Consider the following 22,501-nt stretch of genomic DNA (forward strand, 5'->3'; position numbering starts at 1 on the left):
ATATGTAAGTAAGTTACAAAAAGAAATGTAGAACCAGCATCTCTATTTATTAGCAGAAATTGTTGTGGTGCCTTCACTGGTTCTTTCTTTAGCTAATTCATCTAAACTTGCCTGATAAAATATGTCTTCCTGAATACCATCTTCAAATAATTTCCCCTTAGTCGCTGTATTTTCAACTACAAGATAGGAAGTGTTAAGAAATTGACCAGGGATTCCTTTCATGTCTTTACTAATCGCAGATCTTAGCGATTTTACAATTTTCTTTTTTGCGTCATCTTTAAGATGATTATTGAGGTCGTCTATCTTGTTTTCAGAAAGGTCTTCTGTAAATTCTTTTTTTAATATTTTTTCAAGCTCACTAGGGTTTTCAACTTCTTCACTTATTTCTGCAGAAGTTTTCATATCATACTTAAAACTGGCATCTTTTTGTTGTAATATTTTAGCCAGTTCGTTTTCTTTTCCTTTCATGTACGCACTACCTGTATTATATTCTTTGGTAGCTAAAAGAACATTCAATCCCTCATTGAATCCAGAACCTCCAAATCGATCCCCAATAAGATGCGAATTATGAAAAAAACTATTACCAGAATCAGTTTTTCCTCTGCCATGTTCTCCTGGTTTAAATTTCAGACCGGTAGCAGAGACTGTTCGGTGTTGTTTTTTGTTTTTAGTTTCATTTAATACTTCTTCTACAAATGAAATATCTACTTTAATGACAGGTCCGGGATTGTTATTAATTGTTTTTGTTACATATCTTGCTTTGTATACGCCCGTTCCATCCTGTCCTATAATTATTTTATCGGGTTTATATTTGTCGTGCTCTTTTGTATATTCTCTTTCTTTTCCTATTTCTAATATATCATTATTGATAAATATGGGTGGGGACAAAGTAGCATCATGGCGACTGATATAAAAAGTTGGATTATCAGTTCCACTTTTTTTAATAGCAATTTTGTAATTTGTGCCTTCGACAACCGATTTAAACCCTGCTAAATATCTGGGTTCTCCTCTTCTTGTTATAATACGTTGTCCTACATATTTTCTTATTTTTCGCGGTATCTCGAATATATTATCTAATTTGTCCAGTAGTTGTACGAGTATATTTTTTAGATTTTCTTCTTTTTTCTCGATGGAATCATCTCCTTGCTTTGCTTTTTTCGTGTTTTGCTCATCTTGTGGTTTTTTCTGAGCTGTTCTTATTAATTCTTCTACTTTGCCTGCTTCCAGATTTACATCACTATTCAGGGATTTTGCTTGTGCAATTAATTGTTGTGTTTTAGTTTTGTCTGCTTCATCCTCTAGTTTATCTGCTTTCTTATCCCATCGTTTAAATTTGTTCTCCAAGGTTTCTGGTGTGCTTGCCATCATTACATTAGCACCTTTACCCGAGGTGTCTATCCATAGTTTATGTCCTTCTTTTCCTGCCTTAAAGGGAACTACTTTTCCTACTTCAGTATCTTTTAATTTACCAGAAGCGATATCCTTATTTTTTTGTTTTTTATTTTTCTTTCCTTGTTTACGCGAGAATAATTTTTTACCCCATTTTTTAGCTTTAGCGATCATCTTATCCATTGCCTTATCAACTCTTTTTCTGATCTTTTTAATGATCTTTTGTACTTTTTGAGTCAGTCCGGTAATCCCCAGAAGTGATGCCAGAAAACCTATCATAACAGGCAAGGCTTTAGCAAGTGCCTTTTCTATACCTTTTGCTACGCCGGCAACATTACCTGTTGCTAATTCGCGGATGCTATTGGTAAATGCGGTAACGAGTTCAAAAATCTGAGCGGCGCGCTCTACAAAGAATTTTACAATATCAATAATCATCATGGCTGCTTTGACAAAAGCTCCTGCGGGGTTCATTAATCCTATAATCCATTTGATACCTGCCTCTACAACCTTAGAAATGATCATATCCCGGATGCCATCCATGACTGTTTCTTTAAGATCCGTAAATGATTCTTTAATATACTCCCAGATTCCGGCAATTCCTTTTTCGCGAATGATCTGGAACATCTCAAAACCGGTTTCCATAGCTTTTACTACCGGTTCTCCTATAAGTTTTACGGCTTTTGCCCTAAAATAGTCCCAGGTGAGTCCCATAATCTGCATAGAAAGATCAAAAATACCGCCCAGACTGAATAAGTTTTTTGGTAATGTAATCCCAACACCTCCCAGAGATCCGGTAAGCCATTCTATCAATCCCGTAATCAAATGTTTCTTAATATTGGCACCAAAATTCAGAAAACCTTCTTTGATTCCGGTGATTAGATTACTCAAAAATCCAATAGGATCTTGTATGATAGCACCCACAGCCTCAATCACGGCAACTAGTAAGTTGACAAACAAGTCTTTGATCGCGATGATGGCATCCACAACCGCTTTTAGTGCTGTAAAAGCAGCCTCTATCCAGGTGGCGCTGACACTTTCTTTAATACTATCAAAAGATGCTCTGAGTGAATCTACGTTTTTTTTATAAGATGTTGCTAATTCCTGTGCCAGTTCCTGTTCTTTTTCGCGTACGGTTTCTTCTAGTGAATCGTATTGCCCACTGAATTGCTCCATGGCATCTCCTGCAAGTTTTTTCTGATCCTCATCAAGGTCATTAAAATAATCTTCGCTCTCCTTTCTGCCTTCATTAATTAAAGCAATAGAAGCATTCAATTCCTCAGCGATAAGTGTGGCAATTTTATCCAGCACACTATCCATTTTACTTATAAATCGTTCTTTTTCTTCTACAAATACTTTTTCAATAGCTACTTCATCCGCGCCAAAAATAGCATCATCAATGGTAAACCATCCATAGATATCACTAAGTTTTTTCTCCACATTTTTTTCGAAGGTATTTTTAGCACTTTCTGCTTCTGTACTAAAATAAAGATCTACTCCTTTGGATAGTAATGATAGTTTTTTTTCTACAGCTGTTTTGGTATCATTATATATACCCTCCAATTTCTTGAAGATGATTTTTTGTTGCTGTCCATCAGTTTGCTCTTTAGAGAGTTGATTAGCTCCCACATTGACAAAAGAACCTGCACGATCAGCAAACATACCATTGAGTCCTTTGCTACCTTGCGCAGCTGCTGTGCCTTGTGCGCCATTTAGTATAACACTCTCTTTACCACGATATTTCTTAGGGGCTTCTGCCGCTTTTTGCTTAGCATCATTAGTAGATTGTAATGCGCCGGTAAATTTGGGTTCATTACTCTTGGCGAGTTGATCTTCTGTCAGCTCGTTTTCTGCCATATACTCATCCAGTGAAGCACTTTCGTCCTCCATAGAGATTTCTGAACTGTGTTTCTTCTTGGGGACAGAACCTTTGGCATCAATAGGTTTAGGTGCTTTACCAATAGGATCAAATGGTAGTTTCTCTTCTTTTTCTGTTGGTAATCCGCTGGCAGGTGGTTCTTTTTGTTTTATTTGCTCCGCCATCGGTCCGGATAGTTTTGCATTTTCATCCTTTACCTGACCAGAAATATCTTTTTTTACTTTATCTATCGGTTTCTCTTTTTTGAATTTTTCTGCACCTGCTTCATTTGTGGGTAGATCAGCTTCTAAGGTTTTGAGATTTTCTTTTAAAAGAGTTTTAAAGGTTGCTGCAGTAAAAGGGGTTTCTTTACTTTTTTCTGCTACAGCATCCATAGCACCGATATGCTGGAGCTGATCATTTTTTTTAGATTGATCACTTTCTGGTAATTTTGCTGCTTTTTCTACTTCTGCTACTTTTTCATTTGCCGGTTTATGGGTTTGTTGTTCAACAGCGCTTTTTTCTATATGTGCTATCGTTGCCTGAAATTTTTTATCCTTTGCAGGATTTGTATTGGTAGGTGTTATTTTTCTTGGGGTCTTTTCTTTTGGATCTTTTTTTTCTTTCTTTTTGCTTTTTATAGTTGTAGCTTTTGCGTTCCCTGTACTTCCTGAAGATTTGGCCTTTTTCTGTAAAACAATTCCTGATCCGGAGGAAGAACTCTCTGATGTTTTTTTCGATGTTTTTTCTGATTTTTTGTTTTGGTTAGTAGCATTCGCTTCTTTTTTAGCCTTTCTTTTTTCCTTTTGAGATGGTTTTTCTTTTTTCTTTTTTTCGATAGTACCAGACTGCTCTTTTTGTTCTTTTTTTATAGTTGCTACTGGTGCGATTGCTACTTGCTCAATTATGGGTTCAGAAACAGGTTTAGGAACAGGAGTTGTTTTTTTTTCTGTTGGATTTTTTTTTGTTACTACTGGTTTGGTTATAAAAGGAGCTGTTGCTTTCTTCTTTTCTTTTTTTCTTTTTTTTGGTTTTTGTTTTGTAGGAATAAATGATGCTCCCGAAGAATCAGGTGCTGATGTGGTGGTAGTGTTTTGTATTTTTGCTACTCTCATGATTTCCATTTGATGTGAAATATTCCTTTAATCCAAGGCAATATGATCATTCCTAATCCCCAGGGTAGTTTTTTTAGTAATATATCCTGTGCCAGATGATTTGCTTCAATATGAATGTTTTTGCCTCTATATTCAATCGTACCTTGACGTATCAGAAACATAGACCTGAGTGCGTCAATACCACTTTTTTCTAAAACTGTCCAGTGTTTTAATACGGCTTTAAGCAATTGGTTGCAGATATTTTTTTCTTCTTCGGATAAAGGATTTTCTCCAAAAACGGGCTGTTCTAATGGGATACCAAGGATTATTTTTTCTGTTAAGACGTGGAGATCCTTACAGGTATCATTGCCAGTTGCCAGATAATAGAGTAATTGGATTCCTTTGTCGGGATTTATAATTTCTTTGTCGACCAGAATCCCAGCCTCTTTAAAAAATTCACTTAGAAAAGGATGTAACATAAACAAGCCTATATTTTCTCCAATAATAGTTGTGTTTTCTAACGGCAATCGTTCAGAATCTCTTGCTTCCTTTTGGGGATTATTATGATTTTCTCTTTTGTTTTTTGTTAAAGCATCCACATCGCTTTTAGTTGGATGTTGATCTTCTGTTGGTGTAGAAGAATTTTTAGTAACATCGGGTGTTATAATTTTATCATTCGAAGAATATGAGGTACTCTGGATAGCACTGTTTTTTTTATCTTTTACAACATCATTTTGTTTACTATTTTGCCTATGTTTTGTTTTTTCTTTTTCTGTAGGTATCTCAGAACTGGTAACATTTTGCGTACGTTTTAGTGATGTTTGATTTTTGTTGTTGATTTCTTCTTTAGGCAACTTAGATGCTGGTGTGGTTGTTATAGTTGTCAATGAGTCTTTTATTTCTGAATCTATTTTAATGGATTCTTTTGTTTTTAATTGACATTGTACCTGCATTACTAATGCTGTTAGCAAAAAAGTGGTTTTGGCATCGTTTGGATCAAAACTACCTACAGATGCCAGGATGGTATGTACTGTTTTAGAAAAACGTTCTGCGCTGTTGCTTGTACATAGCAAAGTCTTCCATATTGCTATCTGTATAGTCCTATCTTTTTCGGGAGATATTACTGCCCATAATGCACTAAGAAATTGAGTAATGAAATTGGTGTTTTGGTAAAATTTTTCGTTTTCAAAGAGTTTCTGAAACGCTGTTTCACTGGTGTCGAATAGTAATATAAACCGTTTAGCAACTCTAATATCAGTAGCGATAAGATGCAGTACGGTATCTACAAATTGTTTACTTAATTGATGTATATCTTTACTCCATTGTGCGATTGATTTGATTTCAGATATATTGGTATTGTATCCGTTTTTTAAATAATTTAAAATAAAATCAGTAACCAGACTTGTCGGAACTATACGTGTAGCTGAAGGATTAGCATGCGTTGTGTTTTGTTGTGCAATTTTTGTTTTTTCTTCTAAAATAGTGTTGAATTGCCTGAGGAGCATATATTCTATGGTTTCAACTGAAAACTCTGTGCATAAAATAGTAATGTTTATCTCCGGAATGATACATTTCATTCCGGGGTGATTGGCATTCCAGCTATCTAATTGTCGTTCGATTTTTGGCAATATGTGATTTTGTATCATGCGATTACACGTAATCTCCATAGACTCTTCTGCCTCAATATTATTGAGATTGCAATCAAATGTTATGTTATGGATCGTATGCATTAATTGAAATTAAATAGATCTCTAAACAGTGCTCTTAAATTTTCTGATTTAGAAGTATATGCATCATAGAATTCCTGACTGATGAATTCATAGTCTCTGTTATTTTCTTCAAAGGTTCTTTTGTCTTTTGCAATCACATTTTCGAATGCATTAATTTGCGCTGCTAGTTTAGCTACATCTTCATCAGAACAACATCTTATTAATTCTAAAAATAAAATTGCTAATGCTTCGTGGATGAGTAAGAACTCGGTTAGAAATTCTTTTCTATCATTATTTTGAATATAATTTTCAGAAAGATCCTGCAGTAATGCATTGATCATATCCAATACTGTTTTTAATGTATCTTTATCATTAAAATCATCTTCTTTTAATTGTGAAGCACTGGTATATAAGTTAAAGGTAGGCCTGATAATATTTTCGGCAAAATCAGTTCCAAATTCTGTGTTTGCTGTTTTTTCTTGTGCTCTTTTTAATACATCATTTATGGGATACCTATTTAATCTATCGCCAAATTCCTCAAAGCATAGATCCTCATTATCGACAGTCACAGGAATATCTAATTCAATTAAATAAGAGTTACTACAAGCTGCAGATGGATTGTTAACACCTAGTTGCAACTTAATTCTTACCTCTATTCGTCCTTCTATTATAGAGAATTCTGAGATGAGTGTATCAGAATTACTTATCAATGTACCATTCTCATCCAGCCATTGATAGGTTAAATATCCAAGAGCGTCATAAGGAGTAATAGGAGTTAGTGATACTTGTGCGACTTTATTGTCAATATCAATCTTTATAATTTTAATGGTACTGTTTTCTGAAGTATTAAAATGCTGAGCATTAGGGATTTTATACACCTGAGCGGTTTGTGTAACGGCTTGGTTATTCACTTTAAAAGTCAGTAAAGCATCCAGTAGGGAATCCTGAACTTCATTGGGGTCAAAGGTATTGTCATTTTCGATAAATGATGTGCCTTGGTCTGATGTTACTATTCCATTTTCTGGTGTTAGTAAGAATGGAACTAATGCTACATTTTGATCATCTTCAAAACAGAAAACATCGGGTGTTAATTCCAGCCCCACTTCATCAGGGATTGTAGTGATTTTTTCACGGATTCTAATGGGTACTATAGTGGAACAAGTAGCATCGGGGTTATTAATCCCTATTTCTAATTGTAGCTCTTTAGAAATTTGACCTTCTACTATGGGTACATCTATTTCCAACACACGGGATATTCCAATTTTTGTTCCGTTTTCATCTGTCCATGTATATGTTAAATATCCTTTGTCTTGATAGGGTGTGGTTGGAGTTAGTGTAACAGAAGCTGATGGATTATCGCTACTACTATCATCATTAATGGTAATGGTGATTTCTGGATTAGTACTACTGTTAAAAATAATTGCATCCGGAATTCTATATACTGTAGCCGTAGTGGTTACAGGGGTTTCGTTTACCTTAAATGTGATAGGGATTCCTAAAAGTGCGTCAGAGACAACATTAGGATCAAACTTATTTTCTTTATTCATAAAATTAGTTCCTTGATCTGAGGTGATCACTGCATCATCGGGAGTAGGTGTAAAGGTTCCTTTTTCTATAATCTGTCCGTCTGTGATACAATACACGGTAGGTTGCAGAAGTACACCGGGCAAGACCGGAGTTTCTTGTTGGATAATAATCGTATGAGGCGGGCAATCATTACAACACAAGTCATGGTATGCAAAATCTGCAATCACTTTATTAGAGAACAAACCAGTAGTAGTATCACGTCCGCCATAGACAATAATAAAAGTTCCACCTTTAGGAACACCTGCCATGTGCTCGATACCCGGATTGTTTTTAATAAGATTGGATAGCGTAAGCTGATCAAAAATATTCTTTTTTCGGGTTTCTATTTCGGTTAATAACCATTGTATTTTAGATTTAAAACAGCATAGCTTAGAGAGTTCATAAATCATGAATTCATACATGGTATCTCTGGAGTTTTCTCCAAATGTTTTGTTGTTTTTGGCTGTTACTATATCTTCTTTTGCTTTGTTAAGATCAAAACATAATTGATTAAGTGATGCCGTAAAGCGATCCAGAGCTGTAGGTTCTGTGTATACCTGTAGATCGTCGACAAACTGATCGTGTACAGTATATAGATCTACAGCAATTTTTGTAGGGTAATCCACGTAGATGAGTTCTTCTTCTGCATTATCGTAGCCTCCTACTTCTTTAATCATATATTCTTTTGCTACCTTATATAAAATTTCGGAATCTGTGCTGTTTGTAGCTTGTATAGCATATTCTGTTGCTACTGCAATCAGCTTAGACGCTCCTGATGTTTCTGTAGTTGTCATCTTGTTCATCGGCGAGATTGGCGTATCGGGATTCGTGGTAGTTCCTACTGTTTTTGTACGATCTTGCTCTGATGCTATTGTGTGGTAATCCAGATAATTGGTAGTGGTAGCATTTTGCCCAAGATTCTGATAATTATACTTATTAAAAAAATCAGATCCGTTTTTTAATAAACATTGAAATTCATCCTGCCATGCTTTGAGTAACGTTTTTAGATCTTCAAACTGACAACTGTATGTATCAAGATCAATTGTTTCTAATGCGGCACCGATGCTAATGGCTTTTACATGAAAGTTAAGGTTATAATCGGTTTGTAACTGCGCTAATTTAGAAAGAACGCTGGTATAGGTTTTACCTAAATGTCCCTCAATACGATAAAAATCGTGTCCTGCATGACTATAATTTAATGGATTCTGAATAGCATCAATATTCAATAAGTTTGATTTGTGATAACATAATTGCGCATGAGCTCTTCTGTTAACGATATCTTTATAATTCCAGTTTTTGGTAAGGGTATTTTGAGCTTTATAATAATAAGGAATACTTCGTTTACTGAGGATATGCTCATAATCTCTGGATGGAGTTATTTTTATGGTGATATTATTAAATGCTGTAGAACTAGGTTTACCATTAACTACCAACGCACCATTAGACGGAATTGAATATTGATCTAATTGACTATAGAATCGAATAATGAGGCTTAGGACTTGCAGTAAGTTTTCATCATCGGTAGCTACGATATGAGAAGGGTAGAAGTCATGTCGCGTAAATTCTCTTTTGTCTGCGTTGATTGCTCCAAGTAATAAATGTTTTGGAAATGCGGTAGTATTAGGCACACAATCGGCATTGATATGTAGTAATAAAGAACGGATTTCATGATAAGTTTCTATGAGATCTTTTAGAAAATCATAGCGATATTGTATATCCAGTACAGGATAATTGTCGATTGTAAGTAAGGGTTCAAAACGTGTTATGACATTACTTTCTGTAATAGCATATCGTTTTACATTCAACCGATTGTCTAATTTGTCAATGATCTGCAAAAAACTATCTCGTAATAAAGTGACCGTATTATTACTTAGGATTCCGTTTTTATAAAGGGTATATATAGAATTCTGAGCTTTTGTATTGGTACTTTTTAAAAGTGGTCTTGTAACCGATAACTCTGGTAGGCTATCGTAAAAGGAACGCATTTTTTTATAATAAAAAATACTGTCTGCCGCTTCTGCAGTAAGTGCATCAAAACCATTTTGATCGGTGAGAACGAATTTAAGATTTTTATAAATATGCTCACCCGTATCATCACATCCACTACCGCTACAAATGCCAGGGTTCTCACTATAATTTTCTACGTAGGCGAGTAGATATAGTCCATTAAAATTAAATAAAGAGGAGAGCGGCAGTTCCCCGGTTAGAAGATCCGCCTCCTCTTGTGTATGAATCTCGAATATGTTTAATCCACTAAACCTGGCATAGTTTGCCCGATTTACAAATGAATTAGTAAAATATTGAAACTCATATTTTGCTTGCAATGATCCGGAAGTATTGACGGTAACGATATCACCATCTGTGGTTATTCCTACACCTGCATTTACTTTTATGGTAATGGCTCCTTCTTCGTTAGTTTCTACAAAGAAGTCCAGTCCACAACCTATACCTACACCAATAGTATTGATTCGTGATAATCTGTCCTGATCTTCAAAATAATCAATTATTTTATTCAGATTATGATGTGTGAGTACCTGATCTGGTACAAAACGATCATAGATATTATTGTTCGTATGCAACGTCTTTAGGTACGGTGTTTCAAAAGAAGTATCATTCATCACAGTATATTTTTTAAATTTTAGTAGTATCAATTATAAGGAACCCAGCGAGCTTCGGTTTAATATAATTCTGTTTTTATTTTCTTCGGTTTCTTCATTTTCGCAATAATGCAAGGTGCCACTGCCATAAATTGTATTGAGGTGACTCATAGCACACCATAATTCTTTTGTGGTGGTAAACGATGCGTGATAGTTATTGCTTTTATTGTTTTTAGAAATCAGGAATTTCTTCCATTTTTCTTGCAGAATTTCCATATCATTAGGTGGTTCTGGTTCTCCTTCTGCGTGATCAAGCATACCTTTCATGTGACCAATCCAGCAGATTCTGGGCAGTATATGCGCAGGTAATTCCCGGCGGATCAGTGCTTCCATATAATTTCTGAAATCAATATTAGAGAAACGCGATATCCACCCGGGAAATACAATAGTTATTTGATAAGAGAACGGGTCCAATGGACCACAACTATGACAATTTTCATCTACACATACTGGTAAGCAATCGTTTAATGTATTGGGAATGTTCTGTATATGATAGGGTAGTGCGAGGATGTTTTCGATTACATAAAATCCTTCTTCGCTTTGTATGTTGGCTATAAAATTCAATACTTTTTTAATTTCAGCCTCCGCATTATCCTGATTGCTAAAATACCGATTGTACTGTCTGCCGATAATATGTTCATCATCAGGATCGCTTGTATATTGTGGTGTTGTTAGTGCCACAAAGGTTTTAGTACCTGTGGATGTCGGCAGGAGCCTGAAATTTTCTGGATCAAAGGCATATTTTAGGGCAATCAACAGATTGTCTATGGCTTGTTGTTTGGTTTTAAAATCTTGTCTGGAGGAGAGATAGGTTTGATTACTATCTATAATCAGCCATCGATATTCTACCTCGCTATTAGCTCTGATATATTTTTCAATTCTAAGATGATTATTAAAAAGATTTTTACGTTGGTAATCAGCCATACCAGAGAGTAAGGCAATTCGTTTTTGAAACCCTGAAACATTATTTGTGTCCCATACATCGGGAGTATTTGTTTCTGTTTTAAGTCTGTAATTATATGCTAAACCTCGCTGTGAACTGATCACATCATATTGATTAAGAAAGGCATTTTTAGTTTTGATAATATCATCATCTACATTTTTTCCAAAAAGCTTGTACATCACGCTGGTATAATCCTCAAAAACTTCTGCAAATCGACTCAGTAGATGATCTAATAATTGATTCCGTTTAGTATTAAAATCTTCAAGATCATTAATTAGAGATTTTGTACTTCCGTCTGCATCTATTTCTAACGGAAGATTAGGATTGTTTTCATAAATCAAGGAGTCATTTATCAATGTTTCTATATCCTGTATGTCATCTACAGCGTTTAATATATAATATCTCTTGAGGTCATTGTCTCCTGAAAGTAAGGATTTGACTTGTCCTAAATGCGAAAAGTAGACGCTTAGAATTTGATCAAAAAATATTAAATATCCTTGTAACTGTTTTGCCTGTGTTTTTCTTAGTTCAGGTACTTTATCAGACAATCCATAGGTGGAGATTCCATAATTTTCTGGCAAATCGTGTTGTATTGTCTGGTAATCGGTAATCCCGGTATAGTTGCCAACTGGCATTGGCAGGTCTTCATAAGATTTTTTCTGATCTGATTTAAAAGTTGCTTCCAGTGCTGTTAGATATACTGCTGATTTTTCCTGATTGATACCCACCGGTAGTAATCCTTTTTTATAGGTCCAGGTACTTTTATCGCAGATCGCTGGTTTATGATTTTCTTCAATATGAATAATCCACGCATCGCTCTGTGCAGTTACTGGAGGTACACAATCTGATGATGGATTATTAGTGTCCGGAGGGCAGTTATCCATACTGATTTCTTCAATAAGCGATACACCTTCTATTTTCATGATAATATTGATCAGATCACTGCGACGTACTTCTTTACGTAGTTGGGTGTGCTCCAGATCTTCATTGATTATAAAACCGTTAGTCAATACAGGACCTTCAAAAATAGCGTCGGTTGTCAGTCCTTTTTCTTGTAATTGCTGTAAAGAATAGGTGGGAAGGGATGGCGAGAAATACTGTTCAATTTCGAACTGAATTTTAGCATGTACCCACTCTTCATCAGCTCCGTTTTCTAATTGAATTTGTACACAAATACTGATACATTGTTGAGGTACTTTTTTTATTTCAATCAGATCTTCGCATAGATTTCTGTTTTGATGATATGTTTCAAAAATTTCTTTATCAATAAGCACCTGATCCGCCTTTTTATCATAATCCACTAACAGGCAATACAATCCCTTTGCATTAAATTCTGTGGTATTAAAAATGGTGTTTTCTATGGGTTTAAAATCTATTTTTGGAGCCTCAGGGTTACATTCCAGATGCATGGTTAGGTTGTATGGTATTAGCCAGACATTTTTAACTCCATCAATGTCAATAAAAAGTTTACGATAGTCATCCTGAGTTACTGGCTCGCAGGTTAATATTTTTAAGGCACTTTTAAATTGCTCATGCATCTGTGATTCAGAATTATTGGGCATGGCTACCAGATCTTCAATGGGTTGATTAATTCGTAATCCCAGATCTGTAATTGCATAACATAATAGCTCCATGATTGTAATCCCCGGATCATGAATGTTATAATCAGTCCATAGTTTTCTGCCCAGATCCTCAATATATTTTTGTCCCTGATCTCTTAACCAGGAAAAATCAAGATCATTCTGATAGTTGATGTTCTTTGGGATTTCGCTATGTTCTTCTATAGTATACATATATTGACTATTAGTTATGTGAGGGTATGATATGAGATGATGCAGCTACAGATGTCAAAATACTTTTTTCATCTGTTGGGGATACCTTTTGTTTGGCGTTGCCATTATGCGTAAGGCTAAAATTTTTGATATAATCCACATATTGTAAGTTTTCTATATAAAAAATCATTTCAGATTCATGGAGTGTGTTATTAAATGCTATTGATGCTTCTGTATCAAATGCCCACGGAGCTAAAAATTTAGCGATGTCTTCTTTAAGAAGCTTAGTATATAAATTGATGTCATATTCTGGATAGAAAAAGGCATCTAATGTAACACGTACAGGTTCATACACTGGGGAAACTACACGGGCATTGACTAGTGAACTGTTGAGCTGATTAATGTATTCTTCTATTTCTGTTAGCTTATTAGCACTCATCTGAGGCTCATATACATTAAATACATTTTGATTTTTGATATCTGGTACTACTACAATTAGTACATCACCCGGACTTTGATTAGAGTTAAAACTGCTGTGATTAAGGCATTTTACTTTATGGATGTTAGGAAATTCTTGTAAAATCAGATGTTCGTAATCCCATAGTGTAATGGCTCTGTTTTTATGTCGCAGACGTTCGCTGATTCTTCGGTAAAAATGAGTGTCATCTTCTTCTGGTATTCCATCAAAACTGGCAAAGGGCTGGATGACTTTTTTTACCGTTGCCATACGATTGATTAGTTTAGAAATTGTATTGGATGGGATACCGTTTTGCAGGTGATCCAGACTATTATACTGGTTACTAAATTCTGCCTGTACCGCTTGTGGATGAATCTCTATAAACCGACTTACTGTATCTGGTAAATTGGTTCCTATAATTTTGGACTTCTGCGAAGCTCGTACCCAGAATAAGGAATCTGGTAATAAAGTATTGGTTGTATCAAAATTTTTAGGAATTTTAAATTTTACCAATCCTGTTTTTAAGAAATTATTGGTTTCATCTTTTAGTAGTTGTTCTTTAGTAAATAATATCCATTCATTTTGATGGAGATAGTGCCATTCTATTTCTGGATATCCTTCAGAAATAATAGCATCAGGATTTTCTGTTCCTTCTTCTAATTGAAAAAGAAATTGTACATGTGTTCCTTGTATACAGTTTTCTAAGCCTAAAAACAATGCGCCTTTTGGAGTAAAAGAAGATACCAGACTTGCTTGTGCAGAAGCAATCGTCTTTATCTGACCGTAGGGATAATTATGAAATAATTCTAGATGTTTATCCAGCGTGTTAAAATGCTCTTCTGTAGTAATGGTTACAGAGATGTCCTCTGCTAATGGGATATAAGGGGCGTTGGGAGCAGCTTTTTCTGCAATCGCCTGTGCGGTCAATACCTTACCAAATACATCCTGAAAAAAATCTTCTTCTAATTCTACTTGTAAAAAGTAGGCATCTGTTGCCAGTGGAATATATGATTCGGCAGCATCATCAAAAAAAGAAAATTCACTACGTTCAGGTGATTTGAATAAAGCATTATCGGCAATAGTGGTATCTTCTGTAGCGGTAATAGCAATTTTGTCCGGAGTACTAAGACCTACCGGGTTATTATTATCATCTTCTAAATAATTCAACTTATCTAACCAGTATACTTGATAATCAATATTAATTTGATCCGGTGTTTTAAGATCAGATTGTGTGTTTCTGTTTTTTGATATTATGGATGTTGTGGCAGTAAAGCGATCATCTCCCATTGTTTTTTTGACAATTGTATCCGAAATAGGATCGTATAGTCCGTCGTTTACCGTTGATTCTGTATAGGTGCTATAATGCGTGGCAAAACTGTCCGGCAGATCTTTCCAGTTCATTTTTAATACTGCCTCAGTAATGTTTTTTCCGATCCACTCTTCAGATTTGATTCTTAGTTTTGCATTCTTTTTTGCCTGAGGTCCAAAAGGAAAGAAAGCATTCTCTGTAGTAATGGTTCCGGTATCATTTTTTACTAATAAACTTTTAGTATACAGGCTGGTGGTGGTAATGATAATGTCAATGATAGTAAGGTCAACTAGTTTTTTATAGAGTTTAAAACTATTGGTTGCGGCTTCTCTTGTCGTTTTGTTAAATTCAATTTTGATGAGAGGGTGTACGGCATTATAATTTTCTGAGTGTATAGTTACATCATAATTGATAATAGCATCATCCGTTTCTGAAAGCTCTAATGTGCATGAAAATTCTCCATTAATGCTCATTATCTTCTCTTTAGGAACGGGTATTGTAATCCAACCTGATGCTCCTGTAATACTAAAGATAAGACTTTCAGAAAAGTCTTCGGTAGTTGTTATCGTTCCGTTTTTTCCTGCAAGTTTAAAGGTAAGTACAATACTTCTGGGACCATCGCTCATTTTTAAAGAAGGAGCACCGATGGTAAAGCCAAAACTTGCATTTGCATAGCTGGTGTTTCCAAAGGGCATCCAACTATTACTTTCATTGTCAAAATCTCCTCCTTGTCCATCAATAGAATTAGGTATGGGTGCTTCATACCATCCGGTTGCATCCAGATATGTAGATTTTAGCTGAGCAATATTGGTTGTATTGACAACCAGTTCTTCACTGACAGCATAGTTTCTGGTTTTTCCATTTGTATCTTTACCCCCATCCAATAGAGTATCTTTAGCGATTTGTTGGTTTTCTACATTTTTAGCAAGTTCAAACAGCGCATATACTTTATCAGGTGTATAGGATTGCTTTTTTAATTGTAGTACCTCCTGATAATAAAAATCCAAATGTCTTTTAGTAATACCATCAAATTGTTGCTTGGAAGTATCCAGTAATTTAAGAAAACATATAAATAAGGTGAGATGTGGATCTATATCACCATCCGTATATTCTTTGGCAATGGATTTGATTTCATTCGTTTTTTCAAAAAATGATTTCCAGGTAGTAGAAGCAGTAGTGGCATTATCGTTATAAAAGTTTACTTTTTCTGAAAATTTATATGCAAAATCCATCCATTCTTCTACAGAGAATCCCATTAATTCTAAGCCATCTGGATGTAGAGCATCCAGATATCGCTGATGTTGTGTGGTTCCTTCAGAATTTTTAGTAGTGTCGCTATTAGTACAGTTTGTTGCCATAAATTATAAATCAGTCCCTTCGTTTAGGTAAAATGGAAAAACAATATTTCTTCTGGAGTTTGTAGTACGTACGGTGTAATCAATATGTATATAAAAAATACCCTCGAATGCGTTATTGGTATTGATTTTAATATCTTCTGTATCAATTCTGGGTTCATATAATAAGATACATTCTTCGATCATATTTTTGATGAGGTTTACCTGAGTAGCGTTCATGGTTTCAAATACTTTTGTACTCAGGTCACACCCAAATAAGGGTCGTAATAATCGTTCACCAAGTTTGGTGGTCAAAATGATTTCCAGACTGCCCTCGATATCATCATCTTCTGTTGTCATCTCCACTTGACTGGTAAACTTGTTAAAAGCAGGAGGGAAGCTCCATCCAATTCCTATATATGGGGTTTCATTTTTCATTGTTTTTAGGTTTCGGGTTATATAGTTTTAAAGTTGAATCGTTGAATTATTTATTTGTCATTCGTATTTTTTGATTCGTTATAACTTTAGTTTTTAGCTTTTAGCCTTCATACTTTGTACTCATTACTTTTTAAAAAATCATCCAATTATTACGGTACCACATCCTGCGACTATAGTGCCGCCGTGTGCGGTAGCATCTCCCATTCTGGCGGCAGGCATCCCACCGATGAGGACGGTTCCTGATCCGGCAGCGATTGTATCTGGTGGTCCTGTGCAGGTTGCCATATCTCCAACTCTGGCTGCCGGCATACCGCCAATCAATACGGTAGGTTCTCCTGCAGGTAATATAGGACCTCCTACGTGTGGTACGGTTCCGGTGACCATCGGACATACATGCATGTCTGTTATTCTGGCTGCTAATGACATCGTTTTAGTTTTTCTATTTTAGTTTATTTGTACTAAAGAACCTTTAAGCACGGCTGTTGCACTAGAGGAAACTTCGATTCCTGCCGATCCTTCTGCTTTGAAATTCATATTGGCTTTTGCTTCTATATTATTTCCTTCTATGGTAACATCTCCTGTAGCTTTTAGCGTGATATCTCCACCGCTTTCCAGAGATATTCCATCACTATTCAGGGTCACTATATTATTGTTGTCATCTTCTAATTTTATAATACCTTCATCTTCATCCAGCATAATGGATTTTCCTGCGGGCGTTTCTAGTGTAATAGTTTTGGTATCATCATTTAGCAATATTTTGATTTCGCTATTACCCATAATAATTTTTTCAAAATTATCATCTGTAAATTCAATGGGTGCTGTATGGGTATTGCTATACATTGCACCTAATACGACTGCCTGAGTAGGGTCGTCATTAAGAAAACCAAGTAATACTTCATTGCCAATTTCGGGCAGAAATTGGACCCCATAATTTTCACCCGCATATAATGAAAGTACTCTTGCCCACACTCCTTCTTCATTAGTATTGATAATCGGAACTTTTACTTTTATACGATGTTCACTATCAGGATCTCCTTCTAGTGCAGTCACTACGCCAATCTGTAACCCACTAATTGCGGGTAGCATACCTGATGCCGGTAAGGCAGAAATGTCATACTGTTCTGTAAACCAATCCGGATCCAGACCGATCTGTACATTTGTAAACCAGTTTCCTTCTGTGATAGTATGATGAACACCTCCTACAAATACTTTTCCGTTAAATCGATCACCTACGCCTTCTAATTTGATTAAAACTCCGGCTTTTAATGCTTTATTTCCTTGCACCTGAAGCGTACCTCGTATCATGGCAAGTTGTTGCAATGTACTTTTACTATCTACCCAGGTCTGCAGGACTTCAGAACTAATATTTCCAGAATGATCCAGGCGAGTGGTATGATTTCCTGCGGCTTTAGCCAGAGAGCTTTCTGTTAGGTTTCCTGTGCTTATCTGCCCTGCGTTAGTTGCTGTTGTTGAAATAATTTCCTGATTACTATAATCCCAGCTATTTGCCTCATAAGATTGGTATTGATGACGTGCATCTATTTCTGCATCAAAGGAAAAAATCGAACTTCCGAAGGTAGCAGTCATGACTTCAGTGTCATTTAATACAGGTTTTTGTATATGGATAGTGCCATCTGAGATCGTGCAGATGGCTCCGTTTACCTGTGCACGAGACATCATAAAATCCCAATCAGTACTTTGATACTGAACCAATTCGTGATGTGTAAAAGTTGTGGCAATTACATTGGGTGTCAACCCGGCATCATTAATTAATTTTTCTATCGCATCACTGTCAGTAGCATCATAGAAGATATTGTTTTTTTTTCCTAATGTCATGGTAAAGGCGTCATCTTTGCAGGTTACGATCAATACACTATTTTTTTTAGTGATTTTAATAGCTTGTTTTATAATAATTCCTTTAAAAACAGTTGCTTCGATTCCTTGATATCCTGCTTTTATCTCAATTGCTTTGCCCGGTTCAAAAATAGCATCACTACTGGCTTTAAAATCCTGATCTGCTGGCGATCCATCTATAATAGTTAGTATAGCAGTCGGGATACGATTACAAGCATTAGTAATGCCAATAGATTGCACACCATATAGAGTAGAAACCTCAGATCCTTCTATGAATACTCTAGAGGTTACGATTCCTGTTTTTTCTTCAATGTCTCCTAATAGATTCATGTGCTAGTTTTTTTGTATTGGTGGAAAAATGATTTTCTGACCTGCTTTTAATCGTCTAAAGTTCTGAAGGTTATTTACTTTTGCAACTTCCAGATAATATGCGGCGTCTCCATAGATTCTATAGGTCATCAATGGGAGTGTATCTCCTGCTTTTGCATACCGGATATGCGTAAGATCAGGAGAAGTTTTGTTTTCTAATGCTTTACGCTCTTCATCACTAATGATTTTAATGCATCCTATAGTCGCTATTGCTCGTATAGGATATCCTGAGGCATTGAATAACTTATACTCTATATCTAATTTGGTCAGTTTACATTTTATAATCAACGGTCCCCAAGCGATAATCAGTGAATTATTTTGATGTGTATTGCCATTAAAATCAATGACAAGTTTCTTAAACTCTTCAATTTGATTAAAAACGCCTTCATCTACCTTGTCACCATCGTCGTTTTTTAAAAAAGACGGCACAAATGCACTGATATTCTCTGAAATACTGGCCATTGCATCATCAATATTTTCTATTTCATCAAAAACACCCGTACTGTCAAAAAGTAATCTAAACGTAAATTCTCCGGGAGTAATCTTATTAAACTTAGGAGCATTTCCTTGATTTCCGGCGGGCTGTGCTTCATCATACTTTACAGTAAAAGTTTCTTTATAGCCCTCCGGATTAATGAGCGCTGTTAAGGAATTTCCTACCTGATCTTTGAATTTTTCATCAGTATAAGCGGTGATCATAAGTTTGACTAATGTGCCTTTTGAAAACATAGTTTACCGTTCTTTTTTATTGTTTAGACTTTTTTCTATCAGCTCTGTTAATTCTTCCTGCGTCCATTCTGACGTGAGATCATCAGCGTCATTACGTATTTGTGATGCATTGCCATGAACCTGCACTTTTATAGAAAGATTTTTGATTTCTACCGGCATCTTATATGGATTTAAAATATTTATATTTCAGTTCTAAGGTCTGGATAACGATTCCTGCGGTTTCGGCATTAAATTCTCCGATTTCGTATTTAATGGGATATGCATGCAGTACACTCCATCGATGAATCGGGAGATGATTTTCATCTAATAATAGTACAATAAGATCCAGAGGTTTAAATTTAAAATCTTCATAGACACCTTCACACCATTTGGTTAATGGCGAGGGAATACTTTTAAGCCCTCTTTTTAATGTTAATGTAGAAAATTTAAGTCCCGTAGGAATGTCGTGAACATATCTGTTTTCTCCTCCTTCTTTGTAACTTTCGGTCTCTACGGAGACACTTAATCCTGTTACGGATTGAAAACTAACATCGATAGGAGTAGGAAGAAGTCCATGAAAATATACTGCAAAATGAAAACCAACTGCCGGATATAAAAACATAGTTATTCGTTTTGTATGGTCAATCCTTCGTGTTTTAATACCAAAGTCTCAATGGCAATTTCGTTTCCTTCTCCTTTAAGATCAGTAGACTGTATTTTCATTGGCCATGCGTTTTTTAGTTTCCAGGTAACAACAGGGTCGTGATTTTCGTCTAATAAGTTTATCGTGATATCTCTACGCTCAATGGTATTAAGCTTTACGGTATTCATCCAGGCAAAATATTCGTTATCACTTTTAAAGACTCCTCTTTTAAGCGTAACATCACTATATTTAATCATTCCGGGCATATTGGTTTTGCTGTATTCTGGATTTGCCCCATCTCTGTATTCCAGTGGTTCTATCTCTACATCGAGACCGGATACTTCCTGAAACCCTATTTTTGAACCACCCCAATCTACACTAAAATGGAACTTTGCTAATGGATATTCTGCTGCCATAATATGGTTGTTTTTTAAATTAAAAGTTTATGATTTCTATGATTCCTGTAATTTATGAGAGAATTTGAGCACAATAAATTCTGCCGGGCGTACTGCCGCCATGCCGATTTCTACATTGAGAATACCGTTAAGGATATCTTGTGCTGTCATCGTTTGCCCTAACCCTACGCGTACATAGAACGCGTCATCAGTTTTAGCACCTGCTAATGCACCCGCTCGCCATTGATTCGTAAGAAAGTTTTCGATCATGGATCGGATTCGTACCCAGGTATTGGCATCATTGGCTTCAAAGACAAATTGTTCTGTTGCTTTTTTTACAGATTCTTCGACCATATTAAAAAATCTTCTTACGGGTACATATCTCCATTCATTATCATTTCCTGCAAGCGTTCTTGCACCCCAAACGAGATTGCCACGACCAGTAAAAGCTCTGATAACGTTGATAGATTTTCCTGCAATCTCATCTATATTAAGTCCTTCCTGATCTTTACTCGACAGCTTTACCACAGGCTCATTTACTGAGTTTAAACCTACATTAGCCGGAGCTTTCCATACGCCTCTAAGATTATCTACCTTAGCATAAATTCCTGCTATTGCTCCGGATGGAGGTAGAACTACCCCATGTTGTTTAATACCTGTAAGTATGGACGAATAAAGTGGAGATTCTGTTTTTAAAATATCCTCTAATGCTTTAGAAGCAGCATTAACTTGAGCATAAAAGTCATTTGAGATGTTATACAGTTCATTATAAATTGTTGAGAAATAATCTTTTAATAAACCATAAGCCACGTCAAGATTAGAAGAAGCTGGTATACCTGATACATCAAGATTAAATAGACCTGCGGTTTCTGTAGTGGTGACTGTGGATGTTACTGTAGCGATTTTTTGACCTGATTTTAATTTGGTATTCACATTGGTAATACCATCCAAAAAGGATTTATTTAATTTACTAAAAGAACTTCCTAAGGCAATTGCATCATCATAAATTGACTTTATTGCTGTATGATTGGTTAGGGTAGTAAGGTTCTTTAATTTTGGACCCAGTGCAATTATTACGCTGAACATGTCATTTATTAAGGTCGTTTTTTTATTGATATCATCTTTTTGAACCGGATCTGTAGTGTTCTCATATTTATTAGAAGTATACACCTTGATAAGATCATTAAAGGTGGATTCATAATCCTCTTTTACTTCTCCCAGCTTAGTTAACAATTCTTTTTTTCCATCACTAAATTTGTTTTGATCAATTAATGTGTTTAGCGCTACCGGACTACCATTTTTATTAAAAACCAGATTATTGAAACTGAAATTTATAGGTAATGATGTCCTTAAAAACGGATAATAACATGCCCCGTATTTTAAGTTGCTGTTAGAAGGTAATTTATTGCGATAATCTGCAATAACATCAGTAGTAGCTGCAGGGTCTGTAAAATCAATATGTCCGTTATATATATCCAGAATTGCAAAACGATCTTGTAATATCTCACATTCATCCAGCATTTTAGAATGCACATCTTTGACATCATCGATACTGCTTAATAATGAAGCATCCGGAGTAACATATAGTGTAGGTTCGTCTATTTTTTTTAGTGTTGTAATCCCATCTGTAAAATTTGTAGCAGAAATACCACTATCGTATGCTCCAATGGATACAATATAACAGTCACCACCACCATTGTTATAGAATAATTGTAAGCTGTTATACAGATAATATTCCTGTCCGTCAGTGGATACGTCTGTAACAGAGTTGTTGGTGTCCAATGTGATGTCAAGACCTCCTGAAGGTCCTGTGCCAAACAGATATTCGTAATCCAGTAAGGAGCGAATTTTTTTTGGAACCATTCCTAGTTCATTGTTGAGTCCTTGTTTTTCTGTGTACCCAATAAACGCAGGAATTGCAGTAGGAACCTGTGCTACAGAAGGAGGGAATGTACTTACTTCTTCTACATATACGCCAGGTGATTTTAGTGTACTTGCCATAATTATTG

At 35.6% G+C, this 22,501-nt stretch carries 13 protein-coding genes; all 13 read right to left on the reverse strand.

Annotated features, from left to right (window positions below; all coding sequences use genetic code 11):
- Positions 1–42 precede the first annotated feature (42 nt).
- Positions 43–4,359 (reverse strand): hypothetical protein, encoded by a 4,317-nt coding sequence (locus ABD816_RS13645; RefSeq protein WP_344928253.1) that lies wholly within the window; start codon positions 4,357–4,359, stop codon positions 43–45.
- Complete coding sequence (locus ABD816_RS13650) at positions 4,356–6,068, reverse strand: contractile injection system tape measure protein (RefSeq protein ID WP_344928254.1); 1,713 nt, start codon at positions 6,066–6,068, stop codon at positions 4,356–4,358. Before ABD816_RS13650 ends, ABD816_RS13645 begins: the two co-directional genes overlap by 4 nt.
- Entirely contained in the window at positions 6,068–10,231 is a 4,164-nt protein-coding gene (locus tag ABD816_RS13655; RefSeq protein WP_344928257.1) for a hypothetical protein, read from the reverse strand. The genes ABD816_RS13650 and ABD816_RS13655 overlap by 1 nt, the downstream gene beginning before the upstream one ends.
- A 33-nt stretch (positions 10,232–10,264) precedes the next feature.
- Positions 10,265–13,006, reverse strand: coding sequence for a hypothetical protein (locus ABD816_RS13660; protein WP_344928259.1), 2,742 nt, complete (start codon positions 13,004–13,006; stop codon positions 10,265–10,267).
- Positions 13,007–13,016: 10 nt separating this feature from the next.
- On the reverse strand, positions 13,017–16,109 hold the full coding sequence (locus ABD816_RS13665; RefSeq protein ID WP_344928261.1) for a baseplate J/gp47 family protein: 3,093 nt from the start codon (positions 16,107–16,109) through the stop codon (positions 13,017–13,019).
- 3 nt (positions 16,110–16,112) lie between these two features.
- Positions 16,113–16,523: a GPW/gp25 family protein gene (locus ABD816_RS13670; protein WP_344928263.1), complete on the reverse strand. Its 411-nt coding sequence runs from the start codon at positions 16,521–16,523 to the stop codon at positions 16,113–16,115.
- Between the two features lie 138 nt (positions 16,524–16,661).
- The gene (locus ABD816_RS13675) at positions 16,662–16,949 is read right to left on the reverse strand and encodes a PAAR domain-containing protein (protein WP_344928265.1); all 288 of its coding nucleotides are present in this window, start codon (positions 16,947–16,949) and stop codon (positions 16,662–16,664) included.
- 18 nt (positions 16,950–16,967) lie between these two features.
- Positions 16,968–18,707 (reverse strand): type VI secretion system tip protein VgrG, encoded by a 1,740-nt coding sequence (gene vgrG / locus ABD816_RS13680; protein ID WP_344928267.1) that lies wholly within the window; start codon positions 18,705–18,707, stop codon positions 16,968–16,970.
- 3 nt (positions 18,708–18,710) lie between these two features.
- Positions 18,711–19,475, reverse strand: coding sequence for a CIS tube protein (locus ABD816_RS13685; protein WP_344928270.1), 765 nt, complete (start codon positions 19,473–19,475; stop codon positions 18,711–18,713).
- A 3-nt stretch (positions 19,476–19,478) separates the two neighbouring features.
- The gene (locus ABD816_RS13690) at positions 19,479–19,634 is read right to left on the reverse strand and encodes a DUF5908 family protein (protein WP_344928272.1); all 156 of its coding nucleotides are present in this window, start codon (positions 19,632–19,634) and stop codon (positions 19,479–19,481) included.
- Position 19,635: 1 nt separating this feature from the next.
- On the reverse strand, positions 19,636–20,076 hold the full coding sequence (locus tag ABD816_RS13695; protein ID WP_344928273.1) for a phage tail protein: 441 nt from the start codon (positions 20,074–20,076) through the stop codon (positions 19,636–19,638).
- A 2-nt stretch (positions 20,077–20,078) separates the two neighbouring features.
- Positions 20,079–20,513, reverse strand: coding sequence for a phage tail protein (locus ABD816_RS13700; protein ID WP_344928274.1), 435 nt, complete (start codon positions 20,511–20,513; stop codon positions 20,079–20,081).
- Positions 20,514–20,549: 36 nt separating this feature from the next.
- The gene (locus tag ABD816_RS13705; RefSeq protein ID WP_344928276.1) at positions 20,550–22,493 is read right to left on the reverse strand and encodes a phage tail sheath C-terminal domain-containing protein; all 1,944 of its coding nucleotides are present in this window, start codon (positions 22,491–22,493) and stop codon (positions 20,550–20,552) included.
- Between the last annotated feature and the right edge of the window lie 8 nt (positions 22,494–22,501).

This window comes from Aquimarina addita (assembly GCF_039539305.1).
Lineage (GTDB): Bacteria > Bacteroidota > Bacteroidia > Flavobacteriales > Flavobacteriaceae > Aquimarina > Aquimarina addita.

Bases quoted from the DNA above. Each gene is read 5' to 3' on its own strand.
- ABD816_RS13645 (WP_344928253.1), bottom strand. From the start codon at position 4,359: ATGAGAGTAGCAAAAATACAAAACACTACCACCACATCAGCACCTGAT.
- ABD816_RS13650 (WP_344928254.1), bottom strand. From the start codon at position 6,068: ATGCATACGATCCATAACATAACATTTGATTGCAATCTCAATAATATT.
- ABD816_RS13655 (WP_344928257.1), bottom strand. From the start codon at position 10,231: ATGAATGATACTTCTTTTGAAACACCGTACCTAAAGACGTTGCATACG.
- ABD816_RS13660 (WP_344928259.1), bottom strand. From the start codon at position 13,006: ATGTATACTATAGAAGAACATAGCGAAATCCCAAAGAACATCAACTAT.
- ABD816_RS13665 (WP_344928261.1), bottom strand. From the start codon at position 16,109: ATGGCAACAAACTGTACTAATAGCGACACTACTAAAAATTCTGAAGGA.
- ABD816_RS13670 (WP_344928263.1), bottom strand. From the start codon at position 16,523: ATGAAAAATGAAACCCCATATATAGGAATTGGATGGAGCTTCCCTCCT.
- ABD816_RS13675 (WP_344928265.1), bottom strand. From the start codon at position 16,949: ATGTCATTAGCAGCCAGAATAACAGACATGCATGTATGTCCGATGGTC.
- vgrG (WP_344928267.1), bottom strand. From the start codon at position 18,707: ATGAATCTATTAGGAGACATTGAAGAAAAAACAGGAATCGTAACCTCT.
- ABD816_RS13685 (WP_344928270.1), bottom strand. From the start codon at position 19,475: ATGTTTTCAAAAGGCACATTAGTCAAACTTATGATCACCGCTTATACT.
- ABD816_RS13690 (WP_344928272.1), bottom strand. From the start codon at position 19,634: ATGCCGGTAGAAATCAAAAATCTTTCTATAAAAGTGCAGGTTCATGGC.
- ABD816_RS13695 (WP_344928273.1), bottom strand. From the start codon at position 20,076: ATGTTTTTATATCCGGCAGTTGGTTTTCATTTTGCAGTATATTTTCAT.
- ABD816_RS13700 (WP_344928274.1), bottom strand. From the start codon at position 20,513: ATGGCAGCAGAATATCCATTAGCAAAGTTCCATTTTAGTGTAGATTGG.
- ABD816_RS13705 (WP_344928276.1), bottom strand. From the start codon at position 22,493: ATGGCAAGTACACTAAAATCACCTGGCGTATATGTAGAAGAAGTAAGT.